At 35.9% G+C, this 25,390-nt stretch carries 17 protein-coding genes; 1 reads left to right on the top strand and 16 read right to left on the bottom strand.

What is annotated here, in order from left to right; genetic code table 11:
* Window positions 1-68 precede the first annotated feature (68 nt).
* The 16 genes from ACM9HF_RS04715 to ACM9HF_RS04790 all read right to left on the bottom strand — a co-directional run bounded on the left by ACM9HF_RS04715 (window position 69) and on the right by ACM9HF_RS04790 (window position 22,996).
* On the bottom strand, window positions 69-1,436 hold the full coding sequence (locus tag ACM9HF_RS04715; protein WP_473618256.1) for a DUF1329 domain-containing protein: 1,368 nt from the start codon (window positions 1,434-1,436) through the stop codon (window positions 69-71).
* 19 nt (window positions 1,437-1,455) lie between these two features.
* Window positions 1,456-3,495 (bottom strand): DUF1302 domain-containing protein, encoded by a 2,040-nt coding sequence (locus ACM9HF_RS04720; RefSeq protein WP_473614839.1) that lies wholly within the window; start codon window positions 3,493-3,495, stop codon window positions 1,456-1,458.
* Window positions 3,496-3,813: 318 nt separating this feature from the next.
* Window positions 3,814-4,029 (bottom strand): DUF2835 domain-containing protein, encoded by a 216-nt coding sequence (locus ACM9HF_RS04725; protein ID WP_473614842.1) that lies wholly within the window; start codon window positions 4,027-4,029, stop codon window positions 3,814-3,816.
* A gap of 12 nt (window positions 4,030-4,041) precedes the next feature.
* Window positions 4,042-6,624: an aminopeptidase N gene (gene pepN, locus ACM9HF_RS04730; protein ID WP_473614845.1), complete on the bottom strand. Its 2,583-nt coding sequence runs from the start codon at window positions 6,622-6,624 to the stop codon at window positions 4,042-4,044.
* Between the two features lie 169 nt (window positions 6,625-6,793).
* A complete protein-coding gene (nhaC, locus tag ACM9HF_RS04735; protein ID WP_473618257.1) occupies window positions 6,794-8,233 on the bottom strand; it encodes a Na+/H+ antiporter NhaC in 1,440 nt (479 codons plus the stop codon).
* Window positions 8,234-8,456: 223 nt separating this feature from the next.
* Window positions 8,457-10,493 (bottom strand): carboxy terminal-processing peptidase, encoded by a 2,037-nt coding sequence (gene prc, locus ACM9HF_RS04740; protein ID WP_473614848.1) that lies wholly within the window; start codon window positions 10,491-10,493, stop codon window positions 8,457-8,459.
* Window positions 10,494-10,506: 13 nt separating this feature from the next.
* Window positions 10,507-11,148 carry an RNA chaperone ProQ gene (gene proQ / locus ACM9HF_RS04745; protein WP_473614852.1) on the bottom strand — a complete coding sequence of 214 codons (642 nt, stop codon included), beginning with the start codon at window positions 11,146-11,148 and terminating at the stop codon, window positions 10,507-10,509.
* A 23-nt stretch (window positions 11,149-11,171) separates the two neighbouring features.
* Window positions 11,172-11,453: a hypothetical protein gene (locus ACM9HF_RS04750; RefSeq protein ID WP_473614855.1), complete on the bottom strand. Its 282-nt coding sequence runs from the start codon at window positions 11,451-11,453 to the stop codon at window positions 11,172-11,174.
* On the bottom strand, window positions 11,453-11,929 hold the full coding sequence (locus tag ACM9HF_RS04755) for a free L-methionine (R)-S-oxide reductase MsrC (RefSeq protein WP_473618258.1): 477 nt from the start codon (window positions 11,927-11,929) through the stop codon (window positions 11,453-11,455). The genes ACM9HF_RS04750 and ACM9HF_RS04755 overlap by 1 nt, the downstream gene beginning before the upstream one ends.
* A gap of 624 nt (window positions 11,930-12,553) precedes the next feature.
* Window positions 12,554-14,173, bottom strand: coding sequence for a methyl-accepting chemotaxis protein (locus tag ACM9HF_RS04760; protein WP_473614859.1), 1,620 nt, complete (start codon window positions 14,171-14,173; stop codon window positions 12,554-12,556).
* A 226-nt stretch (window positions 14,174-14,399) separates the two neighbouring features.
* Window positions 14,400-15,578, bottom strand: coding sequence for a 2-methylaconitate cis-trans isomerase PrpF (gene prpF, locus ACM9HF_RS04765; protein ID WP_473614862.1), 1,179 nt, complete (start codon window positions 15,576-15,578; stop codon window positions 14,400-14,402).
* Window positions 15,579-15,929: 351 nt separating this feature from the next.
* Entirely contained in the window at window positions 15,930-18,548 is a 2,619-nt protein-coding gene (gene acnD / locus ACM9HF_RS04770) for a Fe/S-dependent 2-methylisocitrate dehydratase AcnD (protein ID WP_473614867.1), read from the bottom strand.
* 196 nt (window positions 18,549-18,744) lie between these two features.
* Window positions 18,745-19,869: a bifunctional 2-methylcitrate synthase/citrate synthase gene (gene prpC, locus ACM9HF_RS04775; RefSeq protein WP_473614870.1), complete on the bottom strand. Its 1,125-nt coding sequence runs from the start codon at window positions 19,867-19,869 to the stop codon at window positions 18,745-18,747.
* An 80-nt stretch (window positions 19,870-19,949) separates the two neighbouring features.
* Entirely contained in the window at window positions 19,950-20,840 is an 891-nt protein-coding gene (prpB, locus tag ACM9HF_RS04780) for a methylisocitrate lyase (protein WP_077342816.1), read from the bottom strand.
* Between the two features lie 38 nt (window positions 20,841-20,878).
* A complete protein-coding gene (locus ACM9HF_RS04785; protein WP_473614875.1) occupies window positions 20,879-21,580 on the bottom strand; it encodes a GntR family transcriptional regulator in 702 nt (233 codons plus the stop codon).
* 186 nt (window positions 21,581-21,766) lie between these two features.
* Window positions 21,767-22,996 carry a nucleoside recognition domain-containing protein gene (locus ACM9HF_RS04790; RefSeq protein ID WP_473614878.1) on the bottom strand — a complete coding sequence of 410 codons (1,230 nt, stop codon included), beginning with the start codon at window positions 22,994-22,996 and terminating at the stop codon, window positions 21,767-21,769.
* A gap of 1,006 nt (window positions 22,997-24,002) precedes the next feature.
* On the opposite strand from ACM9HF_RS04790, the gene ACM9HF_RS04795 reads away from it, so the two are divergent.
* Complete coding sequence (locus tag ACM9HF_RS04795) at window positions 24,003-25,331, top strand: RICIN domain-containing protein (RefSeq protein WP_473614882.1); 1,329 nt, start codon at window positions 24,003-24,005, stop codon at window positions 25,329-25,331.
* Window positions 25,332-25,390: the final 59 nt, after the last annotated feature.

Genomic DNA, 25,390 nt, shown 5'->3' on the forward strand with positions numbered 1-25,390 from the left:
ATAAGAAATTAATATTATACAAACAAAAACGGCTGACATGAGCCAGCCGTTTCATCATTTAATTAAGATTAACGACGTCCCTCTCTTCTTAAAGCTGAAGGAGTAAATGAAGAATCACTCAGTTCAGTTGAAAAGTCATACATTTTAGCTTCGTTATCTAAGCCCATTGCAATATAGCGACGAGATTGTAAATCATGGAATACTTCTAGCGTAGACCATTGCGTTGGAACTTCATAGTAATTTAAACCATGAGCAACACCTACTCTATACAGTTCATCACGATTATCATAAATATCGGTAACTGCTACTTGCCAGCTATCTTCATCTATATAAAACACGCGTTTTTTATAAGTGTGTCTCGTATCAGACTTAAGCTTAGCTTCAACAACCCAAACACGATGTTTTTCATAACGTACATATTGTGGATTAATATGACCCGGTTGTAAAATTTGATCATACTTTAAATCACTGCTATGTAAGCGATAATCGTTATAAGGGATATATAACTCTTGTTTACCTTTAAGATCCCACGTGTATCGATTTGGAGCACCATTGTACATATCAAAATCATCGGTTGTTCTTAAACCATCTGATGCTGTACCCGGAGTATCGTAAGCTACATTAGGTGCGCGACGAACACGTCGTTGACCCGTGTTATATGTCCATGCTTGACGAGGTGTTTTTATTTGATCCATAGTTTCATGAACAAGTAGTGCAGTTCCAGCTAAACGTGCGGGCTCTGTAACTTTTTGTTTAAACTTAAACAGAATATTGGTTTTTTGTAAATCTTCTGGTTGTGCGCCTTTTACGTTATATGGAAGAATTAAACTTTCTTCGAAACCTAAATAAGTAAAGTCACCACTTGCTGTAGGTGAAGCTTGTCCACCTTCACGCGTAACCTGTTCACCACGATATCTTAATATATGATTCCAAATAGCTTCTAATCCGTTTTTTGGTAATGGAAAAGGAATACCAACCGAAGCTTGAGTAATACCATTACCTTCTTCTACTAATTCTGCACGTGTAGAATTAACTTTAACAGCATCGTACACATGTGAAGGAAACGACGCTGAACGCCTCGTTTGATAAACATTCATTTTGTAAGTATCAGGGTACGTTTTAAATAACTTGATTTGACCAGGTGTTAAATTGTCTTTGTATTTATCCACATTACTCGATGTAATAGTAAACAAGGTTTTATCATCAGCAAATGGGTCTATATGATGCTGACCAACAACATATCCTTTTGGTGCTTGCGTGATACCGCCTTGCCATTGCGGAATTGAGCCGTCAGCATTGGCTTTTTGTTCAGCTCCCATAGGGGTTAGCTCTTTACCTAATTTATTAGCTTCTTCAGGTGTCACTTTTGCAGCCACATAGCCACTTGTTAGCAGTAAAGAAATAGTAATTGATAGTAATTTAGATGTTTTTGTAATTTTTTTCATGAAACAGCTCCTAAATTGAATACTTAACGCTGAAAGAAACGTAATCGCGATCTGATAGTTGGTTGGTTGTACCTACACCATCAAAAAAGCTGTTATAGCTAATATCTGCAGACCAACGGCTTTGATAATCAAAACCAACGCCTACAGCTAATGACTTTCTATCTTCAACAAATAAAAATAAAGGATCTGGCGTTATTCCTTCTACATCATGAGAAAATACAACTTTAGGTGAAACATTGATACCTGCAAAAACATTACTGTAATCAAGCTTACCAACTAAGCGATATCCCCATGCAAAATCATCAGGGAATGGGTTTGTTTCTACGCCATCTTGCAAACCAATCTCTAAACCTTCTTTACCTTCGACGCCACCATTTCTTGCCGTGCCAGGGCCATTTAAACGTAAAACATCTTGATCTGGCATATCTCTAATATCAATTCCACCTACTTCAAGTAAAGTTGTAAATTGATTGGCTCCAAATGAAGGGCCCCACAAATGCGTTAGTGTGACTTGCGCTTGTAAGGTATCTGACAATACAAAACCGTCAGCCCTTTCACCTAAACCTACCGTTGGAATTTGTGATATACCATCTAGATCAGGTCTAAGGCCAGCATTAGCTAGTTGTTGTGGCATAGCTAAAAAGAGTAATTCAACATCATCAATTTGTAGAGGCTCATCTTGACGATAAGTAACCTCGCCTGCAACAGACGTTTCACCCAAGGTTGTATTAAAACTAAAGGCATATAGTTGAATATCTTCAATATAATCAAGTTCAACGCGTGAGAATGAACCTAGTTCAGTATAATTATCATAAGTAATTTCTCCTGATGCTATTTTTTGTACATCTGAAGTGATTTGAGAAAAATCAGCTGTAACTCCAGAGAATACAGGACGTCGGCTATGATAATTCATATAATACAAACTAACTTCGGTTTCATTAAAACTAGGTAAGTACCATGATAAACGTAAACCGTATTGACCGCCGTCTTCAGGTTCATTTTCAGCACCTGATTCTCTTAAGGTTAATTTGGTAGGAAATCCACCTAAATAAGCAGAACCAGCTTGTGCTGCAGTAAGTCCACCACTACGAATTGCGTCACCCAAAACATTTAAATTCGTAATTAATGAATCTAAATCCATGTCTGGATTACTAGCAAAATTTAATTGAACATTATTAAAGTGGCCGCCGTCTCCAGCAAAGTCATTAGTTGAAAAGTAACTTCCAGGAGCAGGAAGTATGGTTTTTTCCCAGCTGTATTGATAAAACATTTCAATGTTAAAGTTATCTGTAACGCCTAAAGACGCCCAAACAGCACCAAAGGGAATAAAAGCTTCTTTAAGTTCTGCACCTGGAGCTTTTAAGCGAGCAACATCTACTGGGTTTAATTCGCTAATACCATGAGAGATAAGTGTACTTTCACCCCAACTAATCACTTGTTGACCTACACGTACAGATAATGGCATTTCACCAATATCAAAATCACCGTATACAAATGCATCTAATAATCGAATATCTCGACAAACTTGGTCTCTGGCATCATCATCTCGACATGGATTATGCACTTTATTTGAAGAAGCATTGGTCCAGTCTCGATCGTTATCCATCATTTCAAAATCATAGTAATACATGCCTCGAGCAAACAAACCTATGTTGTTATATCGAATATCTAAATCATGTGAACCTTTGATAATTTTAGAAAAGCTTTCGCCAGCATCGTAATTTAAATTGCCGTTATCGCTGTTAGTAGAGTATGCACCTGCACCGTTCCAAACGGTTCCGGGATCTGGATTTAGATTTAAGCTAGGATGATAATTGCTAAAATCAAATCCATTATTGACGTTATTTGATTTACCAACATTGCTGTCCCAATCACGATTCTCAACTCGCCAGCTAGAACCCACTGAGAAGGTTGAATCGAAACTAATATCAAAATCGCCTAATTGGAAATTTTTTGCTTGAGTCGTTGACGCTGATAACGACAACAAGGCAACACTTATACTTACAGCTAATGGTTTCAATTTACCGTAACTGCGAGAATTATTTTTCATTTCTTTTCTCCCCAGATCCAAAATAGAGTATTTTCTTCTTATAATAATGCGTTGATTGTTTGTCCCCTTAAACGGGATTAAACAATAATTGCATCATTTAAAAAAACTATCAAGCGTAAAAATTACTTATTATTACCCTTATTTTTAAGGACTTGTAGAGAAGAGCAGACCACTTAAAAAACACCGTTTAAAACAACCGTTTAAAACAAAGGGCTATTTTAAGAGTTAGAACGTTGTTTTTCAGTGCCTTCCTTGCATGTATTAAAAACATTATCCATATCAAAATGGTCAGACCACTGTTTAAAGCAGAAGCTCTAATTAATATATTCTTTCTAATGATATAAATTTATTATTTTCGGTATGCATACAAAAAAAACCCTTTATACCATTTGGCATCAAAAATTTTTTCATATGCATTGCAGGAAACTGAATGCGTTGCCCTTCTGTACTCATGACCATGACCGTACTAATTCTTCCTTGATAATATGGGAGAAAATCATCGTACGTCATGTTCACACTAAAGTAATATTTCATTATAGTAGATATTTATTTAAGTGCCGCATCTAGCTTTTCTTTTAGATCTTTAGATAAATTAGGTAAGCGATTTAATCTATCTAATTCTGCCCTCATTAGTTTTTGTCTGGCTTTATCAAAACCTTTAAATTGAATAAGAGGGGTTATTAATCTTGAAGCTACTTGTGGGTTAATTTCATTTAACTGAATAATTTGGTCGGTTAAAAATTGATAACCTTTACCACTCAAACAATGAAAATATTTAGGGTTTTTAGCTGAAAATGCTCCTATTAAAGAACGTGCTCTATTTGGGTTAGTTAAGCTAAATAATGGATGTTTTAAAAGATCATTTAAACGTTCAAAAATATCATCACTTTTCAATGATGCTGCTAATACAAACCATTTATCCATAACTAATACAGTATCTTGCCATTTGTTTTCAAAAATCTTCATCTGTTCATCAAAGGCAATAGTATTATTGTCTGCGCCACATGAAAGTGCGGCAAGCGTATCTGTCATATTATCAGAAGCTAAAAATTGACTATTAACGATTTCTGATTCATCACCAATTAAAGCAATATAAGACAAACAAACGTTTTTCAATGAGCGATTAGCAACACCTACACTATCTATTGAAAATTCGTCACTATTTAATAAGTGGTATGTGGCTTTTAATGATTCAGCTAAACCATTTGCTAATTGTTTTCTTATGTTGTCAATCGCTTCCACTAAAGCGACAGGATCAACTCCTTCAATTGAGTCAGCTATTTCATCAAAAGTAGGCATGGTTAATTGCTCAGCTTTTAGCGCTGGATCAATTGAGCTGTTCAAAATATGCTTAAATGAGTTAAGTAAACTTACAGGTAAGGTTTCCGCTGGGTTGTTTAATAATTTATTTATATGGCCTTTCAATAATTGTTGTCCCGCATCCCAACGACAAAATTCATCTTGAGCATTTACCATGATATTTTCTAAATCAATATCAGCTTGTTCAAAATTAACTTTAACTGGGGCGCTAAAATTACCTAAAAAGGCGAGTACAGGTTTTTCATCAAAGCCATTAAAAGTGAAAGTTTGTTCAAGCTCAGTTAATGCTAGCAAATAACTCTGTGAATGATTATTGGTGTTTGATTGAAGCTTATTGGTGATGAGTTCAATATTCAAAGGAATATGCAAAGCATGCGTTGGATGATCTGCCCTGCTATTTTTTTGCTCAACATGAATGCTATATGTTTTATCTTGCTCATTAAAGCTTTCTGTAACCGTTAAAACAGGTGTTCCTACTTGTACATACCATAATTTAAACTGCTCTAAAGATATGCCTGATGCATCAGCCATAGCATTAACAAAATCATCACAAGTTACAGCCATACCATCAAAACGTTTAAAGTAAAGATCCATTCCCTTTCTAAAGTTTTCTTTACCTAGTATGGTATGAAGCATTCGAATAACCTCAGCCCCTTTCTCATATACAGTTAACGTATAAAAGTTATTCATCTCCATGACTTTTTCAGGACGAATAGGGTGTGCCATAGGACCAGCATCTTCAGCAAATTGAAGTGATCTTAAAACTCTTACGTTTTGAATACGGGTAACACTTGGCGAGGTCATATCAGCACTAAACTGTTGATCTCTAAAAACAGTTAAACCTTCTTTAAGGCTTAACTGAAACCAATCTCGACAAGTTACACGGTTTCCTGTCCAATTATGAAAATATTCATGAGCAATAACCGCTTCAATATTAAAATAATCAACGTCTGTCGCCGACTTTTCATCCGCTAAAACAAACTTACTATTAAAAACATTAAGCCCTTTGTTTTCCATAGCACCCATGTTGAAAAAGTCGACCGCAACTATCATGTAAATATCAAGATCGTATTCTAATCCAAACGTATCTTCATCCCATTTCATTGAATGCTTTAAAGAAGCCATCGCGTGATGTGCTTTAGATAAGTTACCTTGATCAACAAATATTTCTAAAGCAACCTCTCGACCAGAACATGTGATAAAAGTATCACTCAATAAATCAAAGTTACCAGCAACAAGGGCAAATAAATAACATGGCTTTGGAAATGGGTCTTGCCATTTAGCGAAGTGATAGCCATTCGCTAAATCACCAGCTTCTACTTTATTGCCATTTGATAATAAAAACGGGTATAAGCTTTTATCTGCGATAATTTTTGTAGAAAATACCGCCATTACATCAGGACGATCTAAATAGTAAGTCATACGTCTGAAGCCTTCTGCTTCACATTGCGTGCAAAACGCGCCGCCTGACTTAAACAAGCCTTCTAAAGAGGTATTTTTTACAGGGTTTATTTGAGTAACAATGGTTAATTCGAATTCATCATCAGGAACATTGATTTCTAATTGAGTGGCCGTTTCAATATAAGAGTCACTCGATAACAATTCCCCATTAATTGAAATAGAAATAAGCGCTAATTCTTCACCCTGTAATATAAGAGGCTCTTTAACATTACTATGCGCTTTGGCTACAGTCATCTTGTTAGTAACAAGCGTTTTTGTATCTTCCAATTCGAAAGTTAAATCGACTGTAGAGATAGTAAAGGCTGTTTGTTTATAATCGGATAAATAACGTGCGGTAAATTCTGTCATTGTTTTTCCTACAAGGTGATAAAAATGAAATACATTGATTTATTATTTTTCAAATAGCTATTTATTCAATAGTAAGCAGTAAATTAATATTCAATAAAGTTTAACAGATAATATTAAAAAAGCCTGTAAAAACAGGCTTTAATGTACATATTTTTTTGATAATTGTTGTTTAATTTGTAACTAATTTTTTAATTTTATATCCTGTAAAACCATAAATAATTGCAAGTACAGGATTAATAAAGTTAAAGAAACAGTAAAAAATGTATTCATAATTGGTTAATGCTAAAACACCAAACATGAATGCGCCACATGTGTTCCAAGGAATAAGCGGTGAAGACAAAGTACCTGAATCTTCAAGTGTTCGACTAAGTACAAGTGGGTCTAAGTTTCGTCTTTTATATTCTTCTTTATACATACGCCCTGGCATTACAATCGATATATACTGGTCTGCAGTAACTAAATTAGTACCTATACATGTTGCGACAGTACTTGCAATTAAACCACCTACTGACTTCACCGAACCTAAAATAGCTTGTACAAACTTTTTTAACATACCAAAGTATTCTAAAACAGCACCAAACATTAATGCACACATAATTAACCATACAATGTTTAGCATGCTCTTCATGCCACCACCACTAAGTAAACTATCTAAATCAGCATCTCCTGAATTGATAACAACACCGTCAAACAAAGCAGCCCAAACAACCGTTATGTTTGCTGTTATCGTATCTAACCCGTTTGCGGCTAAAGTACTTATAAGTTCTGGTTGAAACATAATAGCCCATATAGCACCAAATAAAGCTCCTATTGATACTGCAGGAAATGCGGGCACTTTTTTCATTGCCATAGCGAGTAGTAATGCAACAGGAACAAGATTGAGAGGTGTTATATTGAAGTTGGCTTCTAATTGCTGATTAATTCCCTCAACAGCCTCAAGGGTAACACTGGTTTCAACCGATAGACCCAAGAAGGTAAATATAAGTAAACTAATAACGATTGACGGTATTGTGGTCCACATCATATATCTAATATGCGCAAACAATTCTGAACCAGCAACAACCGGAGCTAAGTTTGTTGTTTCAGAAAGAGGAGAAATTTTATCACCACAATAAGCACCTGAAATAATGGCGCCTGCAGTAATTGAAGGATCAAGTCCTAATCCCGAAGAAATCCCCATAAGTGCAACACCTATGGTTGCAGCTGTTGTCCACGAGCTTCCGATACTTAACGCTACAATACAACAAATAATACAGGTAGCCGGATAAAACCAGCTAGGGTCTAATATTTTCAACCCATAATAAATCATACTTGGTACAGTACCCGATAGCATCCAAGTACCAATTAATGAACCTACAGCTAATAAAATAAAAATGGCCCCCATAGAAATAGAAATGCCATTAACCATAGCTTTTTCTATATCAGCCCACTTATAATTATTTTTGAGTCCAATAACTACCGCAATACCTGTTGCGATTAATAAAGCAATTTGATTAGGGCCGCCAGTGGAATTATCACCAAAATAGTAAACTGCGCCCGATAGCATAAAGATAAGTGCTATTAATGGTATTAATGCATCGAGCATACTAGGAGCTTTATGTTCTGACATATCTGTCATATAAAATTAGCCTTTATTGTCATTATATTTTTTTATTCGGGTAACATGCCCTCTATTAAAAAAGAGTGCAAGTTATTTTTCCAAACAATCTGCTTGTAACGCTTTAAAAACAAGACATTACGAAATAACTATTCACTTATTCTGATTAAATATTTATTTTTAAATAAGCATAAAAAAACCGCTGTATTAGCGGTTTTTTAAAGGTTACTAAAATTTATTTTTTCGCCATACGACCAAGCGATACTAAATCAAATGTAATTTTAGCAGCCTCATCTAAAAATGGATCTAACTCATCCAACTCATCAGGTAAATCATCATCTAAACTTTTAACTTTCTCTTTACCTAATTTCACCAATCTCTCATTAACTCTGATTAATTGTTTCGCTTTATTTTTTTCGCGTTTTTCTTTACGAATAGCAAGATTCAAAGAAACCGTTTTATCGTCTTTTTCAGCTTTATACGTTTTGATATCATCAAGTAAATAATTAAATTCTGTGTTTTCTTTAATCCGCTCGTCATGTAAAGATTGTAGATAAGCAAAATCACTCGTTAATTCATTTAATTTAGTATATTCAGCTTTTGGTATTTTATCCCACGGAAGTGCATTTTCTTCTTTGCTTTCACCCCATTCTTCTGGGTCAATTGCCGAAGGAAAAGAAATATCAGGTAAAACACCTCTATGCTGTGTGCTACCGCCGTTAATTCGGTAGAACTTAGCAATAGTAAACTGAATGCTACCAAAAGGTTTTTCGTATAAATCGTAAACTCGACCTAAACCTCTGTGTTGCTGAACAGTACCTTTACCAAAAGTATGTTCTCCAATAATGACACCACGACCATAATCCTGAATAGCTGCTGAAAATATTTCAGATGCTGAAGCACTATAACGATCAACCATAACCGTTAATGGGCCTTTATAATAACTAATACCGTCTCTATCACTATTCACTTCAATACGATTTGCGCCATTACGTACTTGAACTACAGGACCTTTATCAATAAATAGACCTGTTAATAGTGTTGCTTCTGTTAATGAACCACCGCCATTACCACGTAAATCAACTATAATACCTTCTACGTTTTCATCGTTAAGTTTTTTTAATTCAACTTTAACGTCGCGAGACAAATTATTATAAAAACTAGGAACATTGATAACACCTAATTTTTTACTGGTTTTATCACCCGGAATTTCATAATAAACTTCAGATTTAGCCGCTCTATCTTCAAGTTTAATCGTGTCTCGTATAATTGATACAGTTTTTATGTTGGCTTCATCATCAGATTCACCGCTTAAAATCTGTAAGCGAACTTGAGTCCCTTTTGGGCCTTTTATTAATTCAACTACGTCATCTAAACGCCAGCCAATTACATCTACAAATTCTTCTTTCGCTTGAGCAACACCAACAATTCTATCTTTTGGTTTAAGCTCTTTAGATTTATCAGCAGGCCCACCTGAAACAACACTTTGAATAACGGTATAGTCTTCTTCAGCACGCAAAACAGCACCAATGCCTTCTAAGGAAAGGTTCATTTCCATTTGAAAACGTTCTGCATTTCTTGGTGATAAGTAGGATGTATGAGGTTCAACAACACGAGCAAAGCTGTTCATCACTATTTGAAAAACATCTTCACTTTCACTTTGTTTTAAACGTTTTATCGCGTATCTATATCTTTTACCCAAGACCTCTGCAACTTTTGCCCACTCTTTACCTGCAAGTGTTAAATTAAGCGCGTCATATTTAACCTTTAAACGCCATAATTCATCTAACTCAGCCTTGTCTTTAGGCCAAGCAGCATCTTCACGATCAAAGTTATATGATTCATCTAAGGTAAAATCGAAAGGTTTTTCTAATAAACTTAGTGCATATTCATAGCGTTCTAAACGTCGATTAAGATTTACGTTATAAATTTCGTAGGCTTCATCTAGTTTCCCACGAGAAATTACAGTATCGAAATCTAATCTATATTTAGTAAATTTATCTATATCGGCTTGAGTAAAAATGTTTCGAGCATAATCTAATTGTTTGATATATCTATCAAAAATTTGCATTGATAGAGAATCATCCATTTTCACTTGCTTATAATGTGCACGCGTAAATTGCGCCGTTATTCGCTTACTTGATGTTGCATGTTGCTCTTCAGGAGCCAAAATAGGGATAGGAATATCTTCTACTTTTTTTTCGTTTGCGTTTACAAGAGTACTTGATAACGCAATGGATACGGCAATAGCGAGACGACAAAATTTTTGCATGAATAAACTCCGATTATTCAGTAAATATGTTTTTAACTTGAGTCTTAACAACCATTCCAGAATCTAATTGAACAGTAATATCTTTACCTGAAACTTCGGTAATTGTTGCGTTCATTGGAGAGTTACTGAGTTGTACTTTAACTTTCTTACCTACAATTATAGCATCAGCTGTAACAGGTTGAAGTTTAACTTCCGTCTTAACATTTGATCGTTTAGTAGACTTTACAGTCTTAAACTTAGCTTTTTGATCAGGTTTTTCACCTTGATCTTTAGCTGACTTATGATCTTTATACTGTTTTTTGGGTTTATTATCTTTCTGTTTATTGTTACCAAATTTTTCTTGGCTTTCTTTTAACGTTTTACTGGCGTAATCAGCTTGTACTTGATCGATTTCAGCAGCATCGTTACCGTCGATATCAACTCGAACGCTACCAACTTTTACCGACTTTAAGTAACGCCAACTGCTAGTGTAATGTCTAAGCGCTTGTCTTAAACGTGTTTTACTAACAGTTTCATCATCCGTTAATCTTTCGGCTAAATCTTGAAAAATGCCTATTTTTAAGGGTTTAGCTGGTCCTTCAAGAGAAAAACAAGCAGGAAATTTTTCAGCTAAATAAGCAATAATTTCTTTAGTACTAGTACGTTTAGTTTCCATAAATCAACTTTTCACAAATAATCTTAATTTTCGAGATACTGATCACGGTTTTCCAACAAATGTCGGCACCAATCATAAATATCTTCACTTTCTAATTCAGGCAAAGTATCTTGCCCTATCCAAGTATCCCACACCAGAGCTAAAAGTTTTTCTAGCTCTTCTGTCGCAATATCTTCTTCTGCTAAATCGTAAATCAAATGATAAATTTCATTGATACGTTCAGCCACTATTTCTTCATCACCGTCCCAGTCGCCTACAACAGCTTCTGAAACTAAATAATCATGAATAACAACAAATTCTTTCACTAGTTTATCACGCCATGCTTAATGATGATATTTTCAAATACATTTATTATGTTTTCTAACCCTGTTTGATCATCTTCATCAAAACGTTCGTATATAGGGCTATCAACATCTAATACAGCAACCACTTTACCATTAATAATTAAAGGAATAACTATTTCAGAGTTACTATTTGCATCGCACGCTATATGACCAGAAAAGTCATGAACATTAGCAACACATATTGTTTTAGCTTCACCGGCAGCTGTACCACAAACACCTTTATTTAAAGGAATTCGAATACAAGCAACTTTACCTTGAAAAGGACCTAAAACAAGTTCATCTGATACCACACGATAAAATCCGACCCAATTTACATCGCTTAAACTATCAAATAATAAAGCACTAATATTTGCCATGTTAGCAATAACATCAGACTCGTCACTGATAACAGCATCGACTTGTTTTAGAATAAGTTCATATTCTGCAAGTTTGTTCATCATAAACATTCAGTATGTAAAAAACGCATAACATACAGGTATAGCGCTTCAATTTAAAGGAATATCGACTCAATTAAGTTAATTTTATTGATATAATTAAAAAGCCGACATAACGCCGGCTTTGAAAGTAACAAATCGCCCCATGCCATCTCAAGATTCAACAGAAATCATAAACGTTTTCAGGCAAAGTTAAGATAATAAAAAATATTATCTATAAATAACAATAACTCTATTAATAAATAAATCTAGAGCAAGTTGACCTTTTAAGTATAAATTTTATTTAAACGAACCTGTACGTTTGTCATTTCTACAGCCTTATCGTTTTCTTAAGTGGAATAATGACATATCAAAAACGAAGCCTTGCATAATGACCACACTAGCTTTTACAGAAACATACCGCAAAGCTCTACGCTCTACTATAAATCACTAAAAATCCTTGACTAATTATTAGGGTCTGTTGAACTTTTGTGATTGTTTCTATAGCAGCTTATTGATATTCCATGGCTGATTTTTATTCCATTAAGGTGACAATGAGTCAATTCGTTCAAAAGGCCATACTAACTTTAAAGTAATCTTAAAAGTTAACAGAGCCTACTTTTAAACCTGAAAAACTATGATTTTTAACTAAACTTTAAATCCTTTGGTCAAAACTTGAAGATTATTAGCTAAATCAGCTAAGTTACTACTCACCTCTGCTAACTCTTCTGATGCTTGATGAGTCACTTTGGTTGTAACACTAATATTATCTACATGCGATACAATTTCGCTTGCTACTGTCGACTGGTCATTTGTCGCTTGCGCGATATCACTTGTCATAGCATTAATTTGTTCAACAGATGATGTTATTGCAGCGAGAGATTCTCCAGCTAAGCTTACTTCCGATACACCTTTTTCAGCTAAACTTCTTCCATTACTCATAGCTTCTACTGCTGAACGTGCTGCTATTTGAAGCTGTTCTATAGTTTTTTGAATTTCCGTCGTAGAATCTTGTGTTCTCGATGCTAAGGTTCTTACTTCATCAGCAACAACGGCAAAACCACGCCCTTGTTCACCAGCTCGTGCCGCTTCAATTGCTGCATTTAACGCTAATAAATTAGTTTGATCAGCAATCCCTTTAATTACATCCAAAACAGCACCGACTTGCTTACTATCATCATCTAACTTATCGATAACTGTTGATGAGTTTTCCACAGTTTTAGCTAATGAGTGAATTGTTTGTACTGTTTGTTCTACAACTATTGCCCCCTCTTTAGAAAGACTAGAAGCTTCAGTTGAAGCTGTTGAAGCTAGAGAAGCGCTATGAGCAACTGTTTTAACACTCATGTTCATATTCTCTACAGCATCTTTTGTTTGCACAGCACCTTTTTGCTGCTCTAAAGTAATTTGATTGGTTTCCGCTGCAGTAGTACTCACTGATATGGCCATTTCAGATAATGGCAAAGCAATTTCAACAACTTGCTTAATTGTTGTTTGTAACTTATCCATAAATAAATTGAAGCAATGAACAAGTTGACCAACTTCATCTTCGGTTTTGGCTGTTAAGCGTACCGTTAAATCACCTTCTCCTTCAGCAATATCCTTCAAAGATGTAACAACTTCAGCAATTGATGATTTAATACCTGAAATAATAGGAATTGCAGTACCAAATAGTAAGACTATGGTAACAATTCCCATAATAAATCCAATCGTAACCATGGACTGTGCTGATTCATTTGCGCGCAATATTGTTTCTTCAAATTCAATAACTTGGTTTGAGTTAAAGTCATTAACCGTCGCTAATATAAGTTCAAAGGCTTGATTCATTCTCTTACCTAGCTCTGGCAATTTTTCGAAATCAGCTGTTTCATTTACCATACTTAAAGAAAGTGATTTAGCTTTAGAATAGTAATCATCAAATTCTGCTTGCATTTTTTCTTGTGTACTCAAAAAACGCTTATCTATAGAACCTATTTTTTCAAATAAACCTTTAATTTCTACAGTTTTTTCATCAGCAGCACTGATACTATCTTCATCTCCGGTTGTAACCGCAGTATTTAAAAGCTCTGAAACTTTTACAATAGCTACTGACACTTCTTTAGAATAGTGAACAACAGGAAATTGAACATCTTTCGCGTCTGAAAGAATATCTACATTATTATTCGCATTAAATGTTGATAAAGTTAAGTAAATGACAAATGAAATAGTGCCTATTATGGGGATTAAATAAATTTTTGCCGATACTGATAACGTTTTGAATAGATTCATACTTATACTTCCAAATAAACAATTAATTTAAATGTAGTTGAATTTGCAAGATTAACAATAAAATTAAGAAATAAATATGAAAAAACATAAGAATTTTGAGGGGGAAATAATAATTCATTCTCTTTTTAAAATTTATCGCATATCCCCCTCAAGATACTGGATTTATTGAAAACAAAAACTGTAGTTTATTCTTAACTACAGTCTTTTTAGTTGAGTTAAATCAGTCTTAATAACTATCACCGGGTACTCTAACGTAACCTTCCATTAGAATACGAGCACTTCGACTCATTATAGCCTTGTTAACAATCCAACGTTCATTAACTAAACTCGCTTCGGCACCTACCTTTAAAGTACCCGATGGATGGCCGAAAGTTACTGATGAACAATGACCACCACCGGCGGCTATATTCACTAACGTTCCAGGAATAGCGGCAGCTGCACCAATAGCGACTGCGGCAGTCCCCATCATGGCATGATGCAGTTTACCCATTGATAATGCTCTTACATTTAAATCAATATCGGTTGTATTAATTTGTTTACCACTTGATGCTTGATAGCTTTTAGCGGGTGAAACAATAGCAACTTTAGGAGTATGCTGTCGGGCTTGAGCATCTGAAACATCAGTAATAAGCCTCATTTTTAAAGCGCCGTAAGCTCTAATTTTTTCAAAACGCGCTAATGTTTTTTCATCATTATTTATATCGTCTTGTAGCTCAGTGCCTGTAAAACCAAGATCTTCAGCATTTAAAAATATAGTTGGAATACCAGCGGTGATCATAGTTACTTTAAAAGTTCCTATATCAGGGACTTCAAGTTCATCAACAACATTTCCGGTAGGAAACATAGCTTCACTAGGATCAACAGGTTCAATAAACTCTACAGGCACTTCCGCTGCAGGAAACGTTACTCCATCTAATTCAAAATCACCGGTTTCTTGCACTTCACTATTTGTAATAGGTACTTGGGCGATAATGGTTTTCTTTATATTGGCTTGCCAAATACGCACAGTACAAATACCATTTTCAGGTATTCTATCGCCATCAATTAATCCGGAATAAATAGCAAAAGAACCTACTGCTGCAGTTAAATTACCGCAGTTACCGCTCCAGTCAACAAAGGCTTTGTCGATAGCAACTTGGCCAAATAAATAATCGACATCGTGATCAGTAACATTGCTTTTAGCTACAATAACGGTTTTACTCGTACTTGAAGTTGCACCGCCCATACCATCTGTTTGTTTACCGTAAGGATCTGGACTACCTATAACCCGTAGAAGCATATTATCTCGTGCTTCACCCGCGACCTGACAGCGTTCAGGTAAATCAGTTAAATTAAAAAACACACCCTTCGATGTACCGCCACGAATATAGGTAGCAGGAATTTTTACTTGAGGAACATTGGACATACTTATCTCCATACTTATTTTCCGCTTGCTAAAATGTGTTTTAACTTCGTTGAATAACGTCACATAGAAATCTATGCTCCTTTTATTCGCCTTGTTAACTACACATTTAACCTTCGCGGCTTTCTATGATCTAATAAATCATTGCTAAACTAAAAAGCAGCAATTAGTTTACCCATTTGCTGCTTTGTATTATCAAATGATCAGAAGTCGATTTTCATAAGAAAATTAACACTTTAAGAGTCAATTAAATATACGTAGAACGTAGGGATTTTATTAGAGAGCATAGAGGTGGCGCGGAGCTTGGTTTACCAAGTGAGCACCTCCAACGAAGCTATCTAATAAAATAACAAGTTATACGTTTGATTTAAGGAAGTCTGTAGCAAACTTTTGCAATACCCCACCGCCATTGTAAACGGAGACTTCTTCAGCTGTATCTAAACGACATTTAACTGGAATTTCAATGACTTCACCATTAGCTCTAGTCATGACAACAGTCATAGCTCCACTTGGTGCTGTCGTACCTTCAACATCATAAGTTTCAGTACCGTCAATGCTATAAGTATTACGTGTATCACCATTAATAAATTCAAGCGGTAAAACCCCCATACCAATTAAATTAGTACGGTGAATACGTTCAAAACCTTCTGATACAATCACTTCAACACCTGCTAAACGAACACCTTTAGCTGCCCAATCACGTGATGAGCCTTGTCCATAATCAGCGCCAGCAATAATAATTAAAGGCTGTTTACGTTCCATATAGGTTTCTATTGCTTCCCACATACGAGATTCAACACCTTCCGGCTCTATACGTGCTAATGAACCTTGTTTAACTTTGCCGCTTTCGTCCCGGCACATTTCGTTGAACAGTTTAGGGTTAGCAAACGTTGCGCGTTGCGTTGTTTCATGATCACCACGGTGTGTTGCGTACGAGTTAAAATCTTCTACCGGTAATCCCATTTTATGAAGATAAGCCCCTGAAGCACTATTTAACTGAATAGCATTTGACGGTGATAAATGGTCTGTTGTGATATTGTCACCTAGCACAGCTAAAGGACGCATACCTTTCATGGTACGTTCGCCCGCTAATGCACCTTCCCAATAAGGAGGTCGACGAATATAAGTACTTTTAAGATCCCAATCGTATAACGGACTTTCAGCGGGCTCAAAAGCACCTAAGTCAAACATTGGGGTATAAATTTTCTTGAATTGTTCAGGTTTTACAGCAGATTTAACAATGGCATCTATTTCTTCGTCAGATGGCCAAATGTCTTTTAAGGTAATGTCATTACCCTTTTGGTCTTGACCTAATACATCTTTTTCAATATCAAAACGTATCGTTCCAGCTAATGCATAAGCAACAACTAATGGTGGCGATGCTAAAAAAGCTTGTTTAGCGTGGGGATGAATACGCCCATCAAAATTACGATTACCTGATAATACCGCAGTTGAGTATAAGTCGCGGTCAATAATCTCTTGTTGAATTTTAGGATCTAATGCTCCCGACATACCGTTACACGTAGTACAAGCGTAACCTACAATACCAAAGCCTAGTTTTTCCATTTCTGATAATAAACCAGCTTCTTCTAAGTAAAGTTTTGCTACTTTTGAACCAGGTGCAAATGAAGACTTAACCCAAGGCTTACGAACCAAACCTAATTCGTTAGCACGCTTTGCAATTAAACCAGCAGCCACAACATTACGTGGATTAGAGGTATTTGTACAAGACGTTATAGCCGCAATAATTACCGCGCCGTCTGGCATTTCGCCATTGGCTTCTTGCGCTTTACAGGCATCTAAGTTTTTAGCAATATCTTTAGATACAAGATCTGCCGTTGCTAAACGACGATGTGGATTAGATGGACCAGCTAAATTACGACATACAGTAGATAAATCAAATTCAATAACACGTGGATATTGAGCTTCAACTAAATCGTCGGCCCATAGTCCTGTATGTTTTGCGTATGTTTCAACTAATTCGACTTGTTCAGGCTCACGACCTGTTAATTTTAAGTAATCAATAGTTTGTTGATCTATGTAGAACATACCTGCTGATGCACCGTATTCAGGTGTCATGTTTGAGATAGTTGCACGGTCACCAATGGTTAAATCTGTTGTCCCTTCTCCAAAAAACTCTAAGTAACTAGAAACCACTTTTTGATTACGTAAAAACTCAGTGATAGCAAGTACCATATCTGTTGCCGTAATGCCTGGCGCACGTTTACCTACTAGTTTTACACCAATAATATCAGGTAAGCGCATCATAGATGGACGACCCAACATAACGGTTTCAGCTTCTAAACCACCAACACCAATAGCAATAACACCTAAAGCATCAACATGTGGCGTATGTGAATCAGTTCCCACACAAGTATCAGGAAAAGCAACACCGTCACGTAATTGAATAACAGGCGACATTTTTTCTAAATTAATTTGATGCATAATGCCGTTACCCGCAGGAATAACATCAACATTTTTGAAAGCGGTTTTGCTCCACTCAATAAATTTAAAACGGTCTTTGTTACGGCGATCTTCAATATCACGGTTTTTTTGAAAGGCATCAGAGTCAAAACCCGGAGCTTCCACGGCGAGTGAATGATCTACAATGAGCTGAGTGGGTACAACAGGATTAACCTTAGACGGATCACCACCTTGTTCAGCAATCGCATCACGCAAACCAGCAAGATCAACCAATGCTGTTTGACCTAGAATGTCATGACAAACAACTCGTGCAGGATACCAAGGAAAATCAAGTTCTTGTTTGCTTTCAATAAGCTGCTTTAACGAATCAGTTAGTGTGGCAGGGTCACATCTACGTACTAACTGCTCAGCTAATACACGAGAGGTGTAAGGTAGCTTGGCGTAGCTACCTGGAGTAATTGCTTCAACCGCTTCACGCGTATCAAAAAAATCAATGTTAACGCCGTTTACTTTATAGCCAGGCAACGGCTTGCGATAATCATAATTCATAGTTTATTCCACTTTTATAAGGGAAAAGAAGTGAGGTAAACTATTCACTTAATACACTCCCCCTATTAATATATTCGAGTTATTTACACAGGATTTTTATTCGTTCAGGCAGAATGTTAGACGCATAGCTTTCCTATGCGAGCTTCACTTATTAAAATAAGCCTAACGAAAACGTTATGAAAAATAACCAGTCAAATTACCTTTCAGAGATAGCAACAACCTTACGTGGCTCTGCTCCTGTATAATCAGCACTCGGACGAATAATACGATTATTAACACGTTGCTCCATTACATGAGCTGCCCAGCCAGTTAAGCGTGAACATACAAAAATTGGCGTAAATAACTTAGTTGGAATGCCCATATAGTTATAAGTTGACGCATGGAAAAAATCAGCATTACAAAATAGCTTTTTGGTGTCCCACATAAACTCTTCACACGCTACTGAAATATCGTATAAAGAAGTATCACCATTTTCAGCGGCTAGCTTTTCAGACCATGCTTTGATCACAACATTACGAGGATCAGAAGTACGGTAGATAGCGTGACCAAAGCCCATTATTTTTTCTTTACGCTCTAACATGCCAGCCATTTGTTCTTTAGCATCGGCTGGAGATTTGAACTTAAGGATCATATCCATAGCAGCTTCGTTAGCCCCACCGTGAAGTGGGCCACGTAAAGTACCAATAGCACCTGTGATACATGAAAACATGTCTGATAATGTTGATGCACATACGCGTGCGGTAAAAGTAGAAGCGTTAAATTCGTGTTCTGCGTATAAAATTAATGAGACATCCATTACACGTTTATGCTGCTCTGAAGGTTCTTTTTGGTTTAATAAACGTAAGAAATGACCACCTAATGAATCTTCATCAGTCATACAATCAATTTCTACACCATCGTGGGAGTATTTATACCAGTAACACATAATCGCAGGGAAAGCCGCGAGTAAACGGTTTGCAGCACGACGTGCTTCAGAAAAGTCACTTTCTGGCTCAATATTACCTAAAATAGAACAACCCGTACGCATAACATCCATAGGATGAGTTTCTTTAGGGATAAGCTTTAATACTGATTTTACCGCTTCAGGTAAATCACGCATGGTTTTTAATTCAGTTTTATATGCATCTAACTGTGTTTGATTAGGTAATTCGCCATTAAAAAGTAAATAGGCTACCTCTTCAAACGTTGATTTTTCAGCAAGATCAGCAACATCATAGCCACAATAAGTTAAACCACTTCCTGATTTGCCCACTGTACATAATTTTGTTTCGCCAGCACTCTGACCACGTAAACCTGCACCACTTAATTTCTTATCTACCATAATATGTTCCTTAACTAACTTGTTGTATCAGTAATTTTTAATCGTTATTTTCAAATTGTAATTTGAATTATTTATTGTTTTTATTTGTTTTTGCCTTCAGCAAATAGGCTATCTAGCTTTTGTTCGTAATCGTGATAGCCAAGGTAATCGTATAAATCCATACGCGTTTGCATATTGTCGATTTCAGCTTTTTGGTCACCATCAGCTAACAATGTTTTATAAACCGATTCTGCAGCTTTATTCATTGCTCTAAAAGCTGATAAAGGATAAAGCACCATGGCACAGCCCCACTCACCTAGTTGTTCTTTATTCCAAAGCTCTGTTTGCCCAAACTCTGTAATATTAGCAAGAAGTGGAACATCTAATGCTTCTGAAAAGGCACGATAATGCTCTTCTGTTTTTATTGCTTCAGCAAAAATACCATCAGCACCTGCCGCTACATATGCTTTAGCTCTTTCTATTGCAGACTCTAAGCCTTCTTGTGCGAATGCATCTGTACGCGCCATGATAAAAAAGTCAGGGTCAGTTCGTGCATCAACAGCCGCTTTGATACGGTCTACCATTTCTTCAATTGAAACAATTTCTTTATTTGGACGATGGCCACAACGCTTTTGAGCCACTTGATCTTCAAGATGAACCGCCGCTGCTCCTGCTTTTTCCATATCACGTACAGTTTTAGCAATATTAAAAGCGCCACCCCAGCCTGTATCAATATCAACAAGTAAAGGTAAGCTTGATGCCGACGTTATACGTTGTACATCTGCAATAACATCATTTAACGATGTCATGCCTAAATCGGGTAATCCGTAAGAAGCATTAGCAACACCGCCACCAGAAAGGTAAATAGCTTGATGCCCTAATTTCTCTGCCATCATGGCGCAATAGGCATTAATTGTTCCCACCACTTGTAATGGTTTATTGTTTTGTAATGCTTGTCTAAATTTTTTACCTGGTGATTGTATTAAAGTCATGTGTATCCCCATTTAAATGAATATTTATTACTTGTTGATTAATTTTCTACTTGTTCGGCTATTTTTCTCTCGATATTTTTACGAGAAGCTGCAATGTGTCGACGCATTAAAAATTCGGCTAGTTCACCGTCTCTGTCTGCGATTGCTTGAATAATTTGAGAGTGTTCTTGAAAAGCACGTGTTGCTCTTGAGCTTTTCATACCAAATTGAATACGGTACATACGAACCAGATGGTATAGCTGGCCGCAAAGAAGATTAATAAGCTGTTGGTTATGACTACCTAGAATTATTTTGTAATGGAAATCCACATCTCCTTCTTCTTGGTAATAAGAAATACCATCTTTTAGATCTTGCTGCTTGCCGTGCTCTTCTAACATTTCTCGCATGCTAACAATTTCGTCATCAGTCATATTCATTGCAGCTTGTCTACACGCCATGCCTTCTAGCGCTTCACGTGTAATATAGAGCTCTAATAATCCTTCAATTGAACAATCTACAACACGTGAACCTACATTGGCTTTGCGTTCAATTAAGTGACATTTTTCTAATCGATTCAATGCTTCGCGCAAAGTAGATCGACTAATTTCAAATTTCTTAGCGAGTTCAGGCTCACTTATTTTACTGCCTGCTCGTATCTTCCCACTTACAATTTGATGAAGAAGCTGTTCGTAAACTTTATCAGCAGTAGTTACTGGAGCTAAGTGTGTTGGATTTTTTAAAGGTACAAAATCTAAAGACATAAAATTGTCGACATATTTTATTGGATGGTAGGATTATAGGCGATAAATAAAATAGATCAACCATAAGCGACAAATATTGTCGACAATTACACAAAGATAATAAAACTAAAGTTCTATAAGCCATATTGGCTACCAAAAGAAAGGATAATAAATAAGAAGATAAAACATTAAAATAAAGAAGATAAATTAGCCAAAAAACCAATAACAAACACTTATGGCGGCAATAATACCCGCTGCATCAGCAATTAAACCACAGCTTACGGCATGCCTACTGTACTTAATACCGACAGAGCCAAAATACACAGCAAGTACATAAAAAGTGGTTTCTGTTGAACCTTGAATGATAGAAGCTAATCTACCTGCGAAAGAATCTGCACCATGAGTATTCATGGTTTCAATCATCATAGCTCTTGCGCCTGAACCACTTAAAGGTTTCATCATAGCGGTAGGTAACGCATCAATAAAACGTGTATCCATGCCTAAAAACATTGCAAGACTTCTAAATATGTCGACAATTACATCTAAAGCACCACTAGCTCGAAATACACCAATAGCGCATAACATGGCCAGTAAATAAGGAATAAGCTTAATGCTTGTTTCAAATCCTTCCTTAGCGCCTTCAATAAAACTATTATATACATCAATTTTTTTACGAACCGCTGCGGCTATAAAAAGAATGAGCGTGCTAAATATTAATATATTACCAAATAAGGATGACTGTGTTGATAATGCTTGAGACGATAACGCAGCAAAATAGACCGTAATACCACCAATAAGGGCGATAGCAGCAGATAAGTAAAGCAACACCACTGGGTGATACAATTTTATTTTTTGAACAGTGGCTACAGCCAGTAATCCTGCAAATGTTGAAGCAAACGTAGCTAAAATAATAGGAATAAAAACATCGGTGGGATTTACAGCGCCCTGCTGTGCCCTATAAACAAAAACAGCAACAGGAAACAGAGTAACAGAAGAAGTATTTAATACTAAAAATAAAATTTGAGCATTGGTAGCTGTATCTTTTTTCGGATTTAACGTTTGTAAATCTTGCATCGCCTTTAACCCTAATGGCGTTGCTGCGTTATCTATGCCTAAAAAATTAGCTGACAAATTCATTGTTATTGAGCCAATAGCAGGATGCCCTTTGGGTACTTCAGGCATTAATTTAGAAAACAATGGCGAAATAGCAATGGCGAGCTTATTAATTAGACCTGCATTCTCTGCTATTTTCATCATACCTAGCCAAAAAGCTAATATACCAATTAATCCAATAGCAATGTCTACAGTAACTGAAGACATATCAAAAATAGACTTAATTATTTTTTCAAAGATAAGAGCATCACCCATGACTCCCCATTGATACAAGGCTGAAATAAAGGCAATAAAAAAGAAGCTGATCCAGAGACGATTTAACACAAAAGACTTTTATACAAAAAATATTGAAAAGATAATGACATATTTAACCATACAATAATAGTTCAGCCATATAGGCGTTACATTTAAGATATAGTTTTTAAAAGCACTAAAATCTGAATTTGGGTTAGGAGCTGTTAATTTTATATAAAAATAACGTAAGCTCACAAATTCAGGCGTCCAATTAATCATATTATCAATGCTAAATAAATACGTTAAGTACTAGCACAAAAAACAATCAACGGATAAAATTTAAATTTTATATATAAATATCAATGTGTAATAAATATTAAAAATAAATTAGCATTAATAAAATATTACACTACACTTAATAATTACTAAGTTAATTAACTTAACAAAAAATAATTGCTCGCTGCATTATTATTTTTTACAGATAGGCTTTTTAGCATGGGTTCTTTATTTGAACCTTCCCCCTCAACCCTAAACTAGCGATAGTTTGGGGTTATTTTTATACTCTCTTTTAAGGCCTGTTACTCTTTCTGCTTATTTTTCAGTAGTTCATTAGCCTTTTATACAAGGCAGCCATAGTTCGTCCTTATTCTACTCTAATAAGCGATAACGTAGTAGAAATAACTAATAAACGCTGTCCTAAGGATCCGTTTAAATGCTTCTTGCTCATTGTTGCAAGGAGTTTACATAGAACAACTAGGCTACACTCCTTACGCAGCGCTCAACAAGCATTTAATTCGAATAAAATGTAAACATGAAGATCCCCCTCCCTAATATATCAATATCATAATCGAAACTAATTTTTAAATATTATCCGTATTAATTATTGCATTTTTGTTAAAGGTAATTTGTTTACAATTAGCAATTAGCTGCTACATTTATTGTACATCTGAAAATATATTGATTAAAAATATAATTTAAATATTCTCGGATGTACGTACTAACACATTTCTGTAGCAAGAATAATTATACTAAATCTTGCTAGTTACAGAATGGTGTTTTTAAGTTATGCAACATTCAAAATACAAGGAAATTTACAATGATTAAAAAACTATCATTATGCACTGGAGCAATATTAGTGTGTAGTTCGATCCAAGCAGCTGACTGGGATGGTATTTCAATTCCAGCTCCTGCGGGCTCAGGTAACACATGGGAATTACAGTCTGTATCCGATGACTTTAATTACAATGCGACTCCAACAAGTAAACCAGCCGATTTTAATAATCGCTGGAATGCTAGTTATATCAATGCATGGACAGGACCTGGTGATACTGAGTTTAATTCAGGGCACTCTTACACGACTGGTGGTTCATTGGCTTTACAATCAAGCGCTAAAGCCGGCACAGATAAAATTTATACGGGTATCATTTCATCTAAAGCTACTTTTACTTACCCTCTATATTTAGAGGTACGAGCCAAACCGAGTAATAACACATTAGCTAACGCAGCCTGGATGTTAAGCCCTGATTCTACTCAAGAAATTGATGCTATGGAGTCTTACGGTAGTGATCGTTCTACTCAAACATGGTTCGATCAACGTATGCACGTTAGTCATCATGTTTTTATTCGTGAACCCTTCCAAGATTATCAACCAAAGGATGGTGGTGAGTGGATTTATAATGGTGGTGAATCGTATCGCTCAGGTATGAAAAGATACGGCGTACATTGGAAAGATCCATGGAACCTAGACTATTATATTGATGGAGTTTTAGTTCGTTCAACATCAGGTGTCAACATGATTGACCCTAATAATTTTACTAATGGTACTGGCTTAAATAAAGCTATGCATATTATTCTTGATGTAGAACATCAAGATTGGCGAGATGTTAAGCCTACAGCCGCAGAATTAGCCGATGCCAATAAGAGTATTTTCTTTATCGACTGGATCCGTGTTTATAAACCTGTAAATAACGGTGGTGGTACAAGTAGTGGTAGTACAACAACTCCCCCTGCAGGAACCACGTCTTTGAAAGCTCGTAATAGCAGCCGCTGTATTGATTTATCGGCTGGTAGTAATGCCAATGGAGCAAATATCCAACAATGGGGCTGTAATGCGAACAATGCCAACCAAGATATTACTTTTGTTTCTAAAGGTGATGGTTATTACCTAATGAAAACTAAACACAACAAGTGTGTCGATATCAGTGGCAAGCTAACCACTAACGGTGCAACTGCCGTACAGTGGGACTGTTATGACGGAGACAATCAACAATTTAAGTTGGTTGACAAAGGTAATGGTTGGTTTCAACTTGAGGCTAAACATAGCAATAAATGTTTAGAAGTCGCAAATAACTCAACCACTAACGGTGCTGATATTCGTCAGTGGGCATGTGGTAACGGTAACAACCAACAGTTTACATTTCAATAATTAGCTTACCTCCTCTTATTATCTTGATTAATAAGAGGAGGTATAATAAACGGCTTATT

The sequence above is a fragment of the Colwellia sp. RE-S-Sl-9 genome (assembly GCF_048296855.1).
Taxonomy (GTDB): domain Bacteria; phylum Pseudomonadota; class Gammaproteobacteria; order Enterobacterales; family Alteromonadaceae; genus Pseudocolwellia.

Bases quoted from the DNA above. Each gene is read 5' to 3' on its own strand.
- ACM9HF_RS04720 (WP_473614839.1), bottom strand. From the start codon at position 3,495: ATGAAAAATAATTCTCGCAGTTACGGTAAATTGAAACCATTAGCTGTA.
- ACM9HF_RS04725 (WP_473614842.1), bottom strand. From the start codon at position 4,029: ATGAAATATTACTTTAGTGTGAACATGACGTACGATGATTTTCTCCCA.
- pepN (WP_473614845.1), bottom strand. From the start codon at position 6,624: ATGACAGAATTTACCGCACGTTATTTATCCGATTATAAACAAACAGCC.
- nhaC (WP_473618257.1), bottom strand. From the start codon at position 8,233: ATGTCAGAACATAAAGCTCCTAGTATGCTCGATGCATTAATACCATTA.
- prc (WP_473614848.1), bottom strand. From the start codon at position 10,493: ATGCAAAAATTTTGTCGTCTCGCTATTGCCGTATCCATTGCGTTATCA.
- proQ (WP_473614852.1), bottom strand. From the start codon at position 11,148: ATGGAAACTAAACGTACTAGTACTAAAGAAATTATTGCTTATTTAGCT.
- ACM9HF_RS04755 (WP_473618258.1), bottom strand. From the start codon at position 11,929: ATGAACAAACTTGCAGAATATGAACTTATTCTAAAACAAGTCGATGCT.
- ACM9HF_RS04760 (WP_473614859.1), bottom strand. From the start codon at position 14,173: ATGAATCTATTCAAAACGTTATCAGTATCGGCAAAAATTTATTTAATC.
- prpF (WP_473614862.1), bottom strand. From the start codon at position 15,578: ATGTCCAATGTTCCTCAAGTAAAAATTCCTGCTACCTATATTCGTGGC.
- acnD (WP_473614867.1), bottom strand. From the start codon at position 18,548: ATGAATTATGATTATCGCAAGCCGTTGCCTGGCTATAAAGTAAACGGC.
- prpC (WP_473614870.1), bottom strand. From the start codon at position 19,869: ATGGTAGATAAGAAATTAAGTGGTGCAGGTTTACGTGGTCAGAGTGCT.
- prpB (WP_077342816.1), bottom strand. From the start codon at position 20,840: ATGACTTTAATACAATCACCAGGTAAAAAATTTAGACAAGCATTACAA.
- ACM9HF_RS04785 (WP_473614875.1), bottom strand. From the start codon at position 21,580: ATGTCTTTAGATTTTGTACCTTTAAAAAATCCAACACACTTAGCTCCA.
- ACM9HF_RS04795 (WP_473614882.1), top strand. From the start codon at position 24,003: ATGATTAAAAAACTATCATTATGCACTGGAGCAATATTAGTGTGTAGT.